The organism is Pseudomonas sp. S4_EA_1b (genome assembly GCF_016307435.1).
Lineage (GTDB): Bacteria > Pseudomonadota > Gammaproteobacteria > Pseudomonadales > Pseudomonadaceae > Aquipseudomonas > Aquipseudomonas rhodesiae.
This window is the reverse complement of record NZ_JAEILC010000082.1, coordinates 35,520-50,524: the sequence shown is the minus strand read 5'-3', so window position 1 is coordinate 50,524 and position 15,005 is coordinate 35,520. Positions and strand designations below refer to the sequence as shown.

13 protein-coding genes and 1 pseudogene are annotated in these 15,005 nt (G+C 62.4%); 10 read left to right on the top strand and 4 right to left on the bottom strand.

The window, feature by feature from the left end:
- The 3 genes from YA0848_RS36150 to YA0848_RS23845 all read left to right on the top strand — a co-directional run.
- Positions 1-194: tail fiber assembly protein (locus YA0848_RS36150; protein WP_232925170.1), on the top strand; the 194-nt coding region annotated here is incomplete at its 5' end.
- A 58-nt stretch (positions 195-252) separates the two neighbouring features.
- On the top strand, positions 253-786 hold the full coding sequence (locus tag YA0848_RS23850) for a glycoside hydrolase family 19 protein (protein WP_184315682.1): 534 nt from the start codon (positions 253-255) through the stop codon (positions 784-786).
- Positions 783-1,280, top strand: a complete 498-nt coding sequence (locus YA0848_RS23845; RefSeq protein WP_184315680.1) for a DUF2514 family protein — start codon at positions 783-785, stop codon at positions 1,278-1,280. Before YA0848_RS23850 ends, YA0848_RS23845 begins: the two co-directional genes overlap by 4 nt.
- Position 1,281: 1 nt before the next feature.
- Here YA0848_RS23845 and YA0848_RS23840 read toward each other — a convergent pair whose 3' ends face one another.
- Positions 1,282-2,292, bottom strand: a complete 1,011-nt coding sequence (locus tag YA0848_RS23840; protein ID WP_169869134.1) for a P63C domain-containing protein — start codon at positions 2,290-2,292, stop codon at positions 1,282-1,284.
- Between the two features lie 81 nt (positions 2,293-2,373).
- Here YA0848_RS23840 and YA0848_RS36145 point away from each other — a divergent pair.
- Positions 2,374-2,502 (top strand): annotated as a pseudogene (locus tag YA0848_RS36145) (lysis protein); the annotation flags it as partial.
- Here YA0848_RS36145 and YA0848_RS23835 read toward each other — a convergent pair.
- Entirely contained in the window at positions 2,483-2,812 is a 330-nt protein-coding gene (locus YA0848_RS23835; RefSeq protein WP_169868975.1) for a hypothetical protein, read from the bottom strand. The pseudogene YA0848_RS36145 and the gene YA0848_RS23835 sit on opposite strands and share 20 nt — an antisense overlap.
- Positions 2,813-3,206: 394 nt before the next feature.
- Positions 3,207-5,195, bottom strand: a complete 1,989-nt coding sequence (gene mnmC / locus YA0848_RS23830) for a bifunctional tRNA (5-methylaminomethyl-2-thiouridine)(34)-methyltransferase MnmD/FAD-dependent 5-carboxymethylaminomethyl-2-thiouridine(34) oxidoreductase MnmC (RefSeq protein WP_034099315.1) — start codon at positions 5,193-5,195, stop codon at positions 3,207-3,209.
- Between the two features lie 152 nt (positions 5,196-5,347).
- On the opposite strand from mnmC, the gene pap reads away from it, so the two are divergent.
- The 3 genes from pap to YA0848_RS23815 all read left to right on the top strand — a co-directional run bounded on the left by pap (position 5,348) and on the right by YA0848_RS23815 (position 9,588).
- Entirely contained in the window at positions 5,348-6,862 is a 1,515-nt protein-coding gene (gene pap / locus YA0848_RS23825) for a polyphosphate:AMP phosphotransferase (protein WP_034099313.1), read from the top strand.
- A 470-nt stretch (positions 6,863-7,332) separates the two neighbouring features.
- Entirely contained in the window at positions 7,333-8,517 is a 1,185-nt protein-coding gene (locus YA0848_RS23820) for a thiolase family protein (protein WP_034114632.1), read from the top strand.
- Between the two features lie 114 nt (positions 8,518-8,631).
- The gene (locus tag YA0848_RS23815; protein ID WP_034099309.1) at positions 8,632-9,588 is read left to right on the top strand and encodes a DMT family transporter; all 957 of its coding nucleotides are present in this window, start codon (positions 8,632-8,634) and stop codon (positions 9,586-9,588) included.
- Here the strand turns inward: YA0848_RS23815 and YA0848_RS23810 are convergent.
- Positions 9,585-10,973 carry a class II fumarate hydratase gene (locus tag YA0848_RS23810; protein WP_034099307.1) on the bottom strand — a complete coding sequence of 463 codons (1,389 nt, stop codon included), beginning with the start codon at positions 10,971-10,973 and terminating at the stop codon, positions 9,585-9,587. The genes YA0848_RS23815 and YA0848_RS23810 overlap by 4 nt on opposite strands.
- A 196-nt stretch (positions 10,974-11,169) precedes the next feature.
- On the opposite strand from YA0848_RS23810, the gene YA0848_RS23805 reads away from it, so the two are divergent.
- The 3 genes from YA0848_RS23805 to YA0848_RS23795 all read left to right on the top strand — a co-directional run bounded on the left by YA0848_RS23805 (position 11,170) and on the right by YA0848_RS23795 (position 14,976).
- The gene (locus YA0848_RS23805; protein WP_032885944.1) at positions 11,170-11,685 is read left to right on the top strand and encodes a DUF2059 domain-containing protein; all 516 of its coding nucleotides are present in this window, start codon (positions 11,170-11,172) and stop codon (positions 11,683-11,685) included.
- 6 nt (positions 11,686-11,691) lie between these two features.
- Complete coding sequence (locus tag YA0848_RS23800) at positions 11,692-11,988, top strand: BolA family protein (RefSeq protein ID WP_034099304.1); 297 nt, start codon at positions 11,692-11,694, stop codon at positions 11,986-11,988.
- Between the two features lie 114 nt (positions 11,989-12,102).
- Entirely contained in the window at positions 12,103-14,976 is a 2,874-nt protein-coding gene (locus YA0848_RS23795) for an RHS repeat-associated core domain-containing protein (protein WP_169902380.1), read from the top strand.
- Positions 14,977-15,005: the final 29 nt, after the last annotated feature.

The following is a 15,005-nucleotide window of genomic DNA, read 5'->3' as shown; positions in this document are numbered from 1 at the left end:
CGGAGCTCAACCGCTTGCGGAGCGTTGCAGACTATGCGATCGCGCCACTCCAAGACGCCGTAGATGTCGACGAAGCCACGGACGCAGACCTCGCCGCCCTCAAGTCGTGGAAAAAATACCGTGTAGCGCTTAGCCGCGTTATCGAGCAGCCGCAGTTTCCAGATGCCATTGAATGGCCCGTGGCGCCCGCTTAACTGACCTCGATCACAGCCACCCGCCACTGAGCGGGCTTTTTTGTGCCCGGAGAAAGCCATGCCCATAACTGAGCAGCAACTGCTGCAGATCCTCCCGAACGCCGGCCGCCAAGCCGGCGTTTTTGTTCCTGCTTTAAACACGGCCATGAGCCGCTACGGTATCGTGGGCACAGCGCGCGTGGCGGCGTTCATTGCACAGGTCGGGCATGAGTCCGGCCAGTTGCGCTATGTGCGCGAGATCTGGGGGCCCACCGCGCAGCAGGCCGGCTATGAAGGCCGTTCCGACCTGGGCAACACCGTGAAGGGTGACGGCTCCAGGTACCGGGGCCGAGGCCTGATTCAGGTCACCGGGCGGTCGAACTACGCCGCCTGCGGTGAAGCCCTGGGCCTGGACCTGATCAACAAGCCGGAGCTGCTCGAGCTGCCACAGAACGCGTCAATGTCGGCGGCGTGGTTCTGGTCGACGCGCGGACTGAATACGCTGGCGGATCAAGGGGAGTTCGTGAAGATTACTCGACGTATAAATGGGGGCGTGAACGGGTTGGCCGACCGCCAGGCGCTGTACGAAAAGGCGCTGAAGGTGCTGGCATGACGCCGGTGCAGAAGCTTGCAGGCCTGGCGGTGCTGATCTTGCTGCTGATGGCTGGTGCTGCGGGAGTCACCTGGCAGGTGCAGGACTGGCGCTTGGGCAAGAAGCTGGCGGTAATGGGCGAGGCCCAGGCGCTTGCCATCAGCGAGGCTGGGCGCGTGGCCAGAGAAGAAGAACAACGCCGGCAGTCTGCAGTGAATAAGGAAGCAAGAGATGCGCGAGAACAAATCAAGGCTGCAACTGTGGATGCTGGCACCGCTGATGCTGCTGGCGACCGGCTGCACGTCGAAGCCGGTAAGTTTGCCGCCACTGCCTGCGGCAATCCCGGAGCTGCCGAGCGAGGCGCGTCAGCCACCCGCGCCGCAATGGTGCTCTCCGACCTGTTCCAGCGGGCTGACAAAAGAGCGGGAGAGCTGGCGGCGGCGTATGACCGAGCCCGAATAGCCGGGAAGGCGTGCGAGCGGAGCTATCAGGCGATCGGGACAGATGGCAAATAAATCAATCCTTTGCTGGCTGCAGGTCGAGCATGAGAGTGTCATTCTTCTTAGGGAACGCGGTATTTAGCATCAGCATAAACTGGTCCCAACTGGAAGATGCGCGCATCAAGGCGATTAGCGCGTGAACGTGTTGAGCTAGAGCTGGATGGCCTACGTCTTCGGTGAGCATCTGGTGGTGCTTGCCTTTGCGGTTACCTTTCGCATCCTTTGGATTGCGAACTTCAAGTTCCTGAAGAATTCCAGGCGCCAGACGTTCGTACACGATGTCATTTGTATACATCCCTGCAGCACCAGGTCGGCGCGACGGAGAGCTCAAGTCTTTGCGCTGCCAGCCCTTGAGCCTAAACATCTGATTGTAAAACTCGTCGGGAAACCGCTTGGCCCATGCAGCAAGCTCTTTACGTAAATATTGATCAAGAATCGCCTGAAGTGCTTGTTTGTCGCGAACCTCCTGATATCCAGTAGCTTCATCGACAAGGGCCGTGATGCCGACGTGGGCAAGACCGCGAATAATAATCTCTGCGCGGGCGGCTATTGGCAACTGTGGTTTTGTAAGGGCTCCAGCTTCCCGGGCCTTGAGCCAGACTTCGCAAATCTGTGGTAGGGCTGTAGCGCTAATGCCATGGGCGACGGCACCGTTTTGATGGTAAATAATCGGTTCAGTAACCACCGCCAGCAATTCGCCAGAAATAAAGGGTGCTAGCGTCTTAGCAGCAAGGAAAAAGGGTAATTTTCCACCGGGCTCCTCATCCGCGTACTTGAAGTCCATACCCCCATATGTTTTACCAAGAGCGCGGCCAACCCCGCGCTGCGAAAGGACGCGGGAGCCGTCTGGCAGAACTGCGCAGGGAAGCACCAAATCTCCCAGATGCAGTTCGCCAGTGTGCGTAGCTTTATATTTTGCATCCCATCTCGTTTTTGCTGCTTTTTGAGCGATCTCAGATCGCTCCTCTGGCGTCAACGATTTTGCTCTTGCTACGCCACCCTTTGCCTTGCCAGTTGGTTCAGACATGCTTGCACTCCAGCTCTGCTATGCTTGCATCCTCTAATTTTTATGCAAGCATGTCAAATTTAAATGCAAGCATTATTCCGTGCGCCTAAATCGCGATGTTTTCTTGACCCAGCGCATGCTCAAAGAATTATCGCCATCACCGGTGACGGGGATAACGCCATAATTGCGTTGCGAGCTTGCCAGGCTTACGTCAGGACAATATCCCGATAGGCAGGCCAAGCCGCTTTCTGAATTCGACCAATTCGCGCTGATTCACGTTTTTTGCAATGGTGAGTTGGGCGATCTCTTTACGCATGGCTGCCGCCTCGGCGCCGCGCTGGCGCAGATACCCGGCGAACTCGGCGTTTTTTGCCTGCACCTCCAGTAGCGTCTGGCTGATGCAGAACACATCCGCCCGGGCTTTACGGAGCTGAAGGTTCAGCTCCTGAATCTCGTTCTCCAGGATGCGGCAGTGCTGCTTGTACATTTCTAGGGGCGTGGGCAGGCCCAGCCAGTCGCAGGTGTCTTCGTCGATTTCCATGATGCTTACTCGATACTGTATGCACGTACAGTAATCGAGGCGTATCAGATTTTGGAGTGGTGTTCGTCGGCAGGACGCCGGGGAGGGATGCAGCTCGTACCAATTTTTGTACCAACAGATGTTCCCTTGAGGGCCTATCAGGGGTCTCAGAAGGCGCTGAAACCCCTTGTCTAGCGCCTTTGGAATACACCAGCTAATCCGCACATAAATTCCTTACCGGTTTTTCCGTTGGGGAGGGATAGAAGTACCGCGCGCCAAAACGGCGGGTACCCAGAGACTGACCCGAGCAGATTGTGGGAGTTTTAGAACAATACGTTATAAGGCAATGGGCCTTGTCGGCCCACGCGGCCTTGATTGGCCGCGCGGTGGGGGTGGCAGCTCAGGGTGGCTGGGGTTATGACGCGCCGCTGCCGCGAATCAGCGTGCGCAAGGCGAAACGGTTCGGATGGCAGGCTTCGGCCACGCTGCGCGGCAGTGGCAACGGTTCGTTATCCAGCCAGGCCGCCAGCAGTTCCGCGCACAGCGGCGCCGTGACCAAACCGCGCGAGCCATGGCCGCTGTTGATGTACAGACCGTCGAGCCACGGGCAGGCAGTGGCGGGGATCTGGCGTGCATCCTTGCGCAGGGCGGCGTAGGCCTGGTCGAACGCGTCGCGCTCGGCCAGTGGCCCGACGATCGGCAGGTAGTCGGGGCTGGTGCAACGGAACGCGGCGCGGCCTTGCAGCTGTTCGACGGGCAGTTGGTCGGCGTTCAGGCGCTGCGTGAGGTCTTCGGAGATCTCCCGCAGCATGTCCAGGTTGCCCAGGTGTTCGGCGTGCGTCGGCGCCAGGTCGTCGCTCTTGAAATCGAAGCTGGCTCCCAGGGTGTGCTCGCCCAAACGCGGTGGAGCCACGTAGCCCTCGGCGCAGACCACGGTGGCCAGGGCTTGGCTGGCGACGGTCTGCGGCAAGCGGGTGATTTGCCCGCGAATGCGTTTGAGCGGCAGTTCGGCGCTGGCCGGGAAGCGCTTGATTTCGGCGGCGCCGGCCAGCACCACCACGCTGGCGCTGGCCAATACGGTATCGCCGTCGAGGGCCTGCCACTGGCCTTGGACCTGTTGCAGCGCCAGCACGTCACGGTGTTGTAACACCTCGATCAACGGGTGCCGCGCCTGCCATTCGCACAGCGCCGGCGGGTGGACCCAGCCGCCTTCGGGGAAGAACAACCCCCCGTGTTCCAATGCCACCCCGGCCCGGGCCTGGGCCTGGGCCGGGTCCAATACATGCAGCAGCGTCGGGCTGAACGCCGCTGCCAGTTGGGCCTGGCGTTCGGCTTCCTTGGCGTTGAAGGCCAGTTGCAGTACGCCGCAGCCGTCCCAGTCGACGCCACGGTGCAGGTGTTCGAGCAGGCGCCGGGTGTGGCCGAACCCGCTGAGGATCAACTGCGACAACGCGGTGCCGTGGGCCGATAACTTGAGGTACAGCACACCCTGAGGATTGCCCGAGGCTTCCTCGGCCAGGCCCGCGTGGCGCTCCAGCAATTGCACGCGCCAACCGCGCGCGGCGAGGCTGGCGGCGGTGGTGCAACCGGCCAGGCCGCCGCCGATCACCAACGCGCTGCGTTCGCCGTGGACCGGCGCGGGGCGCGCGAACCAGGGTTTGATCGGTGCTGGCGCCGCTGTGTCGGCCGGCCAGCCGAGAAACTCGCCGCGCAGGATCTCCCATTTATGCCCGATACCTGGCGTGCGTTTCATCTTGAACCCGGCGGCATTGATCAAGCGTCGCACCCAGCCGGTGCTGGTGAAGGTGCTGATGGTAGAGCCAGGGGCCGCCAGCCGCGCCAGTTCGGCGAACAACTCGGCGGTCCACATGTCGGGGTTCTTGGCCGGGGCGAACCCGTCGAGAAACCAGGCGTCGACCTGGGCGTCCAGTTGCGGCAATTGCTCCATGGCATCGCCGATCAGCAGGGTCAAGGTCACGCGGCCGCTGTCCAGCAGCAGTCGTTGAAAACCGGGATGGATGGCGTGGTACTGCGCCAGCAAACGCGCGGCGAACGGTTGCAGCTGCGGCCAGAGGGCGAGGGCGCGTTGCAGGTCGGCGTGGGTGAGGGGGTATTTTTCCACGCTGATAAAGTGCAGGCGCGCGTCGGCACAGGCGTGCTGCTCGAACAACTGCCAGGCGCAGAGAAAATTCAAGCCGGTGCCGAAGCCGGTTTCACCGATGACCAGGCGCTCCCCAGGTTTGAGGGCGGCGAAGCGTTCGCGCAGGCGGTTCTGTTCCAGAAACACGTAGCGGGTTTCTTCCAGGCCCGATTGGTCGGAGAAATACACGTCGTCGAACACCCGCGAATGCGGGCGACCTTCTGCGTCCCAGTCGAGCTGGGCGTTGGGCGATACGGGGGTCATGGGCGGCTCGTAACTAAGCAGGCGAAAGCAAGGCGGCCATTCTAGCCGATCAACCTCATTTGAATTGACCCACGGCAAGGGCGCGTTGAATTTCCTTCCGCACGGCGTTGCCCAATCCGCTAGTCTTGCTCACTTCTGGAACGGAGCCGCCCATGTTCGAATCTGCCGAAATCGGTCACGCCATCGACAAAGCCACCTACGACGCCGAAGTCCCGGCCCTGCGCGAAGCCTTGCTGGAGGTGCAGTACGAACTGCATCAGCAAAAACGCTTCCCGGTAATCGTGCTGATCAACGGTATAGAAGGGGCGGGCAAGGGTGAAACGGTCAAATTGCTCAACGAGTGGATGGACCCGCGCCTGATTGAGGTGCGCACCTTCGATCAGCAGACCGACGAAGAACTGGCGCGCCCACCGGCCTGGCGCTACTGGCGCCAACTGCCTGCCAAGGGCCGCATGGGCGTGTTTTTCGGCAACTGGTATAGCCAGATGCTGCAAGGCCGCGTACACGGCCAGATCAAGAATGCCCGGCTCGACCAGGCCATCGCCGGCGCCGAACGTTTGGAAAAAATGCTCTGCGACGAAGGCGCGCTGATCTTCAAGTTCTGGTTCCACCTCTCCAAGAAGCAAATGAAGGCGCGGCTCAAGGCCCTGGCCGACGACCCGCTGCACAGCTGGCGCATCAGCCCGCTGGACTGGCAACAGTCCCAAACCTACGACAAGTTCGTGCATTTCGGTGAGCGCGTGCTGCGCCGCACCAGCCGCGACTATGCGCCCTGGCATGTGATCGAAGGGGTCGACCCGTATTACCGTGGCCTGACCGTGGGCAAGATCCTCCTCGAAGGCTTGCAAAACGCTCTGAAAATGGCCAAGGCCAGGAGCAGCGGCATGAACCCCGCGCCGCTGGTGGCCTCGGTGGACCGCAAGAGCCTGCTCGACAGCCTCGACATGACATTGCGCCTGGACAAAGACGATTACGAAGAACAGCTAATCACCGAGCAGGCGCGCCTCTCCGGTTTGATGCGCGACAAACGCATGCGCAAGCACGCGCTGGTCACGGTGTTCGAAGGCAACGATGCGGCGGGCAAGGGCGGCGCCATCCGTCGCGTGGCGGCGGCGCTGGACCCGCGCCAGTACCACATCGTGCCGATTGCCGCGCCGAGCGAAGACGAACGAGCCCAGCCGTACCTGTGGCGCTTCTGGCAGAAAATCCCGGCGCGCGGCATGTTCACCGTGTTCGACCGCTCATGGTACGGCCGCGTGCTGGTGGAGCGTATCGAAGGCTTCTGCACCTCGGCGGACTGGATGCGCGCCTATGGCGAGATCAACGATTTCGAAGAGCAACTGCGCGATGCCGGGGTGATCGTGGTCAAGTTCTGGCTGGCCATCGACAAGGACACCCAACTGGAGCGCTTCCAGGCGCGCGAGTCGATCCCATTCAAACGCTTCAAAATCACCGAAGACGACTGGCGCAACCGCGACAAGTGGGACGACTACCGCACCGCCGTGGGCGATATGGTCGACCGCACCAGCACCGAAGTGTCGGCGTGGACATTGGTGGAGGCCAATGACAAGCGCTGGGCGCGGGTCAAGGTGCTGCGCACCATCAACCGCGCGTTGGAGGAAGCGTTCGCCCAGTCCGAAAAGCACGATAAAAAGACCAAAAAATAATCCCCTTGTATGACAGACCGGACTGTCGTGGTGAAGGGACCTGCCGTGGTGAGGGGCCCTGTATGGTGAGGGGCTTGCTGTGGAGAAGGGGGATGTTGTTGTGAGGAGCCAGTTATGGTGAGCAGGTTTTTTGTGGTGAGCAGGCTTGCCCTGCGCTGGGCTGCGCAGCGGCCCCAATCCTTGGAATACGGTGTCAGCTGATCCTCCGAGGTGCCTGGTTTTGGGGCTGCTTCGTAGCCCAGCGCGGGCGGTGCGACGATTCGACAAGCCCGCTCACCACAACTGGCCCCCTCACCACAATAAGTCTATCCACGCCAAAATTCCCTTCACCATAAAACCTGGCTTATCACCTCCCCAGCGCCCCCGCCGAGCCATGCTTTTGCATACGCCGGATGAATGATCATCGCGGTCTGGCAGGTGCGGATCTATCCTCGATCCATCTCCCAACAATGACAAGATCGAGGTAGCCCATGCGTGAAGTAGTGATCGTTGACAGCGTGCGAACCGGCCTGGCCAAGTCCTTTCGCGGCAAGTTCAACCAGACCCGTCCCGATGACATGGCGGCCCATTGCGTCAACGCGCTGCTGAGCCGCAACGGCCTCGACCCGGCCAGTGTGGAAGACTGCATCGTCGGTGCCGGTTCCAACGAGGGCGCCCAGGGCTACAACATCGGGCGCAATGTGGCGGTGCTCTCGCAATTGGGCACCGGCACGGCAGGCATGACCCTCAACCGCTTCTGTTCCTCGGGGCTGCAGGCGATCGCGATCGCGGCCAACCAGATCGCTTCCGGCTGCAGCGACATCATCGTTGCCGGCGGCGTGGAGTCCATCAGCCTGACCATGAAAAGCGTCAACACCGATAACCTGATCAACCCGCTGCTCAAGGAGCAAGTGCCGGGCATCTACTTCCCCATGGGCCAGACCGCCGAGATCGTCGCGCGGCGCTACCACGTCAGCCGCGAAGCCCAGGACCTCTACGCCCTGCAAAGCCAGCAACGTACGGCCCAGGCCCAGGCGGACGGCTTGTTCGACGATGAAATCGTGGCCATGGCGGTCAAGTACAAAGTCGAAGACAAAAACACCGGCGCGGTGCAGATCCTTGACGGCGTGGTCGACCGTGACGACTGCAACCGTCCCGACACCACCCTGGAGAGCCTGGCCGGGTTGAAACCGGTATTTGCCGAAGACGGATCGGTGACGGCGGGCAACTCCTCGCAACTCTCCGACGGTGCCTCGATGACCCTGGTGATGAGCCTGGACAAGGCCCTGGAGCTGGGGCTCAAGCCCAAGGCGTTTTTCCGCGGCTTCGCCGTTGCCGGTTGCGAGCCGGACGAAATGGGCATCGGCCCGGTGTTCTCGGTGCCCAAGTTGCTCAAGGCCAAGGGCCTGCAAGTGGCGGACATCGACCTGTGGGAACTCAATGAGGCGTTCGCTTCGCAGTGCCTGTACGCACGGGATCGCCTGGAAATCGATAACGCCAAATACAACGTCAACGGTGGATCGATCTCCATCGGTCATCCGTTCGGCATGACAGGCTCGCGGCAAGTGGGGCATCTGGTGCGTGAGCTGCAACGGCGCAACCTGCGTTACGGCATCGTCACCATGTGCGTGGGCGGCGGCATGGGCGCCACCGGCTTGTTCGAAGCCGTGCGCTAAGCCACAGGTGGGAGGGGCGAGACCTCTCCCACTGTTAAACAGCACCGTATCCCTATGCGTGCGCTTGCCCCTAGAATGGCCGCTCCTCCACCTCTGGCATTTTTTGGGGCACTCATGCATATCTCTTCCGGCCGCTGGGTCTACGGTTTCTTCCTGACCCTGCTGACCGCGCTGCTCTGGGGCATTTTGCCGATCAAACTCAAGCAAGTATTGCAAGTGATGGACCCGATCACGGTGACCTGGTTTCGCCTGACGGTGGCCGGCAGTTGCCTGTTTGTTTACCTGGCCGCCACCAAGCGCTTGCCCAGTCGCAAGGTGTTGGGCCCCAAGGGCGGTTGGCTGGTGGCCATGGCGGTGTGCGGCCTGGTGGGCAACTACGTGTTGTATTTGGTGGGCCTCAAGCTGCTCAGCCCCGGCACGGCGCAATTAGTGGTGCAGATGGGTCCGATCTTTCTGATGATCGCCAGTGTGTTTGTGTTCAAAGAACGCTTCAGCCTGGGCCAGGTGATTGGCCTGGTGGTGCTGATCGTCGGGTTCGGGCTGTTCTTCAACCAGCGGCTGACGGAGTTGCTTACCTCCCTCGGCGCCTATACCGCCGGTGTACTGACGGTGCTGCTCGCCACCTCCATCTGGGTGTTCTACGCACTGGGCCAAAAGCAGTTGCTCACGGTGTGGAACTCGTTGCAGGTGATGATGGTGATTTACCTCTGCTGCGCCGTGCTGCTGACCCCCTGGGCGCATCCGCTGGAAGCCCTGCAACTGAGCCCGCTGCAAGGCTGGCTGCTGCTGGCGTGCTGCATGAACACCCTGGTGGCATATGGCGCGTTCGCAGAAGCCCTGGCCCATTGGGAGGCGTCGCGGGTCAGCGCGACCCTGGCGCTCACGCCCTTGGTGACCTTCGTCGCGGTGGCGCTGGCGGCGTGGCTGTGGCCCGACTATGTGCAGGCCGAAGAGATCAACGCCCTCGGCTATTTCGGCGCGGTGGTGGTGGTATTGGGCTCGGCGGCGGTTGCCCTGGCGCCGTCCTTGTTCGCCGGGCTCAAGGCCCGGCGATTGCGCATGGCGCCTTAATGCCCCGCCTCCAGCATGTTTTCCGGGCGCACCCACTGGTCGAACTCGGCGTCGGTGAGGTAGCCCAGGTCCAGCGCCGCTTGCCGTAGCGTCAGGCCCTCGGCGTACGCTTTCTTGGCGATCTGCGCCGACTTGTCGTAGCCGATATGCGGGTTGAGCGCAGTAACCAGCATCAAACCGCGTTCCAGGTGCTCGGCCATCTGCCCAGCATCCGGTTCAAGCCCGGCGATGCAATGCTCCTGGAAGTTGTTGCAGCCATCGGCCAGCAGGCGGATCGATTCGAGCAGGTTGTGGATGATCACCGGCTTGTACACGTTCAACTGCAAGTGCCCTTGGCTTGCTGCGATGCCGATGGTCACGTCGTTGCCCAGCACCTGGCACGCCAGCATCGACAACGCTTCGCACTGAGTGGGGTTGACCTTGCCCGGCATGATCGAACTGCCCGGTTCGTTGGCCGGCAGTTTCACCTCGGCCAGCCCGGCGCGCGGGCCGGAGCCCAGCAGGCGCAGGTCGTTGGCAATCTTCATCAGCGCCACGGCCAGGGTTTTCAGCGCACCGTGCAAGGTCACCAGGGGCTCATGGCCGGACAGCGCGGCAAACTTGTTGGGCGCGGTAACGAACGGCAACCCGGACAGCGCCGCCAGCTCGGAAGCCATTGCCTCGCCGAACCCCTGAGGGGAATTGAGCCCGGTGCCCACGGCCGTACCGCCTTGGGCCAGCTCGCACACGGCGGGCAGGGCGCTGCGGATAGCTCTTTCGGCATAGTCGAGCTGGGCGATGAACGCCGAGATTTCCTGACCGAAGGTGATCGGCGTGGCGTCCATCATATGGGTGCGGCCGGTCTTCACCAGGTTCATATGCCGCGCCGAGAGTTCCGCCAAGCCGCCGGACAGGTAGGTGATCGCCGGTAACAGTTGTTGATGCACCGCCTGCACGGTGGCGATGCTCATGGCTGTGGGGAAGCAGTCGTTGGAGCTTTGCGAGCGGTTCACATGGTCGTTGGGGTGGACCGGGCTCTTGCCGCCACGGGTCTTGCCGGACAGCTCGTTAGCGCGGCCGGCGATGACTTCGTTAGCGTTCATGTTGCTCTGGGTGCCGCTGCCGGTCTGCCACACCACCAGGGGGAATTGATCGTCGTGTTGACCGTCGAGCACCTCATCGGCGGCCTGTTCGATCAGGCGCGCGATGTCGGCGGGCAAGTCGCCATTTCGGTCGTTGACCCGCGCCGCGGCTTTCTTGATCAGGGCCAGGGCATGTAGAACCGCCAGGGGCATGCGTTGCTCGCCAATCGCGAAATTGACCAGCGAGCGCTGGGTCTGCGCACCCCAGTAGGCGTCATCAGGCACCTCTACGTCGCCCAGGCTGTCGGTTTCGATACGGCTCATCGTGCATCCTCCTTATCCAGTCGAGAGAGGTCAGTTTAGGCCCTGGGCATGCAGATGGGTTCCACAAACTTTTTTTCACTGGCGTCTGCGCCCCACAAAACCGGGCCTGACAAGGGGTGGGGTTGAGCCGCGAGGTTTTTTAGGCGCAGAATGGTCGCCCTTGGGGTTCTACCTCGCCAGCTAGAAAGGAAACTTGATGACTCGTCTTCGTGCCATCTGTACCGCGGTTGCTCTGGTTTGCGCCAGCGGCCAGGTTTTTGCCGATACCGCCAGCCACAACGCCAGTGCCGAAGCCTTCCTGACCCTGGCCCATGCCGACAAGCTGGGTACCCCGGTGTACATGCAAGTGCAGCAAATGTTCGCCCAGCGTTTCGAGCAGACCAAGGCGCCCGCCGCCAAGCAATCGGTGCTCGACAGCTACCAGGCCAAGGCCAATGCCGCCCTGGACCAGGCCATCGGTTGGCCGAAGCTCAAGCCGGACATGGTCAAGCTTTACACCACCAATTTCAGCGAATCCGAACTCAAGGACCTGGTCGCGTTCTACCAGTCGCCGCTGGGTAAGAAAGTCCTGGAGAAAATGCCGCAGCTGACCCAGCAATCGGCTCAGATGACCCAGGCCAAACTGGAAAGCGCCGTACCGGTGGTCAACAAGCTGTTGGAAGACATGACCAACGAGCTGACCCCAAAAGCCGCACCGGCCAAGAAGAAGTAAGCAGCAATGACTATGCAACAGCGTATCGAAACGGCGCTTGCCGCCCTGGCCCCGGATCACCTGAGCGTGCTGGACGAAAGCCATATGCACAGCCGTGGGTTGCAGACCCACTTCAAGGCCGTGTTGGTCAGCCAGCAGTTCGCCGGGCTTAACCGCGTCAAGCGCCATCAAAAGGTCTACGCCACATTGGGTGACCTGATGAGCGAGTTTCATGCGCTGGCGCTGCACACCTACACGCCCGAAGAATGGGCGACCATCGACGCAGCGCCGGCCTCGCCGACCTGCGCTGGCGGGCACGCGTAATGTGGCGGGCTTCAACCGGTGTTGACCGGTTGAAGCCCACATACCCGGCTACCGCCGCTCCCCGTTCAGGCTCCCTAGGCTCAGGTGACCATTGTGTCCTTGGAGTCATGAGTCATGCCTGCTTCACTTCATCGCAATACCCCCTCGCTGACGGCGTTCGACCCCCGTGGTCTGCCAGTGCGCAACGTCGCTTACCACCGTGCCAGTGCCGAGGATGCGCCCACGCCCCGCGTGCGACGTGCTGTCCACAGTGCCAACGGTTTTGTGCTGGAGCAGTGGGACCCGCGCCTGCAAACCCAACCCAACCAACGTTATCTCTACAGCCTGTCCGGCGCGGTAGTGCGGCGTCAGGACGTGGACGCCGGCCTGCGCCTGCTGCTGGCCGCGCCGTCCGGGCAGGTGGTGCAGGCGTGGGATGGGCGCGGCGCCCATCAGCGGCATGAGTACGATGCGCTGCTGCGTCCGGTGGCGGTGTTCGAGCAAGCCGCCACGGATGCGCAACCGCGTTGTGTCGAGCGGCTGGTCTACGCCGCGCCTACCGAAGAACATCGCGCCTTGAACCGCAATGGCCGCCTGCTGCGGCATGCCGACCCGGCGGGCACCCAGGTGTTTGACGCGTACGGGATGGGGGGCCAGGTGCTCAGCCAGACCCGGCGTTTTTGCCAGCTCGGCGCTGACGTCGACTGGCCCCAGGTCGCCGCCGCCCAGGATGGGCTCCTGCAAAACCAGGCCTACACCACGCGCTGGCGGTTCGATGCATTGGGCGCCACGCTGGAGCAGATCGACGCCAGGGGCAATAGCCGGCAGTTCCTGTATGGCGCCGACGGGCAATTGCAAACAAGCAGTCTCAGTTTCAAGGACGGCACGCGCAAAGCCTTGATCAAGCGCTGCGTTTATAACGCCGCCGGCCAAGTGGAATCGGCGCTGCTGGGCAACGGGGTGAGCCGCCAGGCGCACTACGGCGTCGAGGATGGCCGCTTGCAACGCTTGACCGCGCAGCGCGCGGGGGAGACTTCGGCGCTTTTGCAGGACCTGCGCTACGCCTACGACCCGGTCGGCAACGTGGTCAGCCTGCTGGATCAGGCGCAACCGACGCAGTGGCACAGCAATACTCAAATCGAGGCCTCAAGTCACTATGCCTACGATTCGCTGTACCAGTTGATCCAGGCCACGGGGCGTGAAAGCGCGGTGGCGAGCATCGGCCCGGGTTTGCCGGCGCAAGTGTCTTTCGGCGCGACCGACAGCGGCCTGTGGCGCAATTACACCCAGCGCTATGAGTACGACGCCGCCGGCAACCTGACCCGGTTGCGCCATGCGCCGTCGACTGGCAGCGGTTACACACGCACCTTGCAGGTGGCGGATAACAGCAACCGTGGGCTGCGCGACGAAAGTTCGGCCCAGGGTTTTGATGCCAATGGCAACCAGCAATGGTTGGCGCGGGGCCAGCCGATGCATTGGAACGTGCGTAACCAATTGGCCAAGGTCACCCTCGTGCAACGCGAGGCCGAGCCCGACGATGAAGAAACCTACGTCTATGCCAGCGATGGTCAGCGCGCCCTCAAGCTTATCCATCGCCAAGTCGCCGGGCAGCGGCAAACGGCGCGAGTCTATTACTTGCCGGGCCTGGAGGTCCGCCACAGCCCGTCCCGACAGTTGAATGTGCTGCGCGTCGAGGCGGGGCCGTGCGCGGTCGAGGTGCTGCAATGGGAGCAGGGGCCGGAGGCGGGCGCCGGCCATGAAGCGTTGCGCTTTTGCCTGACGGACCATCAATCCAGCCATACGCTGGAGCTGGACGAACAGGCGCAGTTGCTCAGCCAGGAGAGCTATTTTCCGTTTGGCGGCACGGCGTGGTGGGCGTCGCGCAATGCCTTGGAGGGGCACGAGAAAAGCCGGCGTTATTGCGGCAAAGAGCGCGATGCCAGCGGTTTGTACTATTACGGTTTTCGCTACTACGCGCCGTGGTTGCAGCGCTGGATCAACCCCGACCCGGCGGGCGCTGGCGACGGCTCGAACCCTTACCTGATGGCCAATAACAACCCCGTTACGCTTGTCGATGTGATGGGCCTTCAGCCGGCCGCCGCGGAAACCACACGCATAGTGGGCGGGCTGATCATCCTGTTGCTGTTTGCCTTGATGGGATTGAGTGCCGGGACGTTGCACGGCGACGCGGCCAGCGGCGCAGCCGTGGGCGCGCTGATCGGAGGGCTGTTGTTCGGCGCCAGTCGTCTGCGCGGTTACCGTGAAATGCAACCCCAGGCCATGGCCAGGGCAGATGAGGAGGCCGAGCAACAGTTCGCCCGGTCGGTCACGGAACTGGCCCTCGACTTGGCCCAGCAGGCGGGTTTGAGCCACCAAGAAACAGAGCGGCTGGTCAACTTCGCGTATGAGCGCCGCCATGGTGAAGAGGGCGTTTCGATTTATTTGTCGGTGAAGGAAGACCGCGTATTGGGTTATGTGGGGCCGGTGGATAGAACCGGTCGGGTCGATACCTTGCTGACGGATACGCGTAACCCCGGCCCCGAGATGAGACGCATGGGGTTCAGCACACTCGTGTTGCGTGGCTCCGCTCGGGCGTTGTCCTCCACCGGCGCTGCGCAAGGGGGGGCCGGCACCTTCGAGGTCGTCGCGACGACGCAGGCGGCGAGCGGCGGACGTGTGCGCCGAGGCCGGCAGTCCAGCGCCGCAGTGCCGGGCATGACGCCTTCGGCCAGCTCTGCCGCGCTGCCGGTGATGCGCATCGACAGCGCATCCGTGGCCGATATCGACCCCCGTAGCCGTGCCGGGCGCAGCATTGCACTGACCCTCAGCCACCTGCGCGAACGTCGGTTTGGCGCGATTCACTGGCATCAGCACGAAGATCGCCTGTGGTCGGCGGACCTGCACGGTTATGCCGCGACGCGCGGGCGTGGCGCCTACCGTTTGATGTTCAGGCACTTGGGCGGCAGCCACTATCGCGTGGAAGGCGTGCGTCAGCCGCACCGGCGCTGATGCCAGGCGTGGCTGCCAAGGACTTGTCC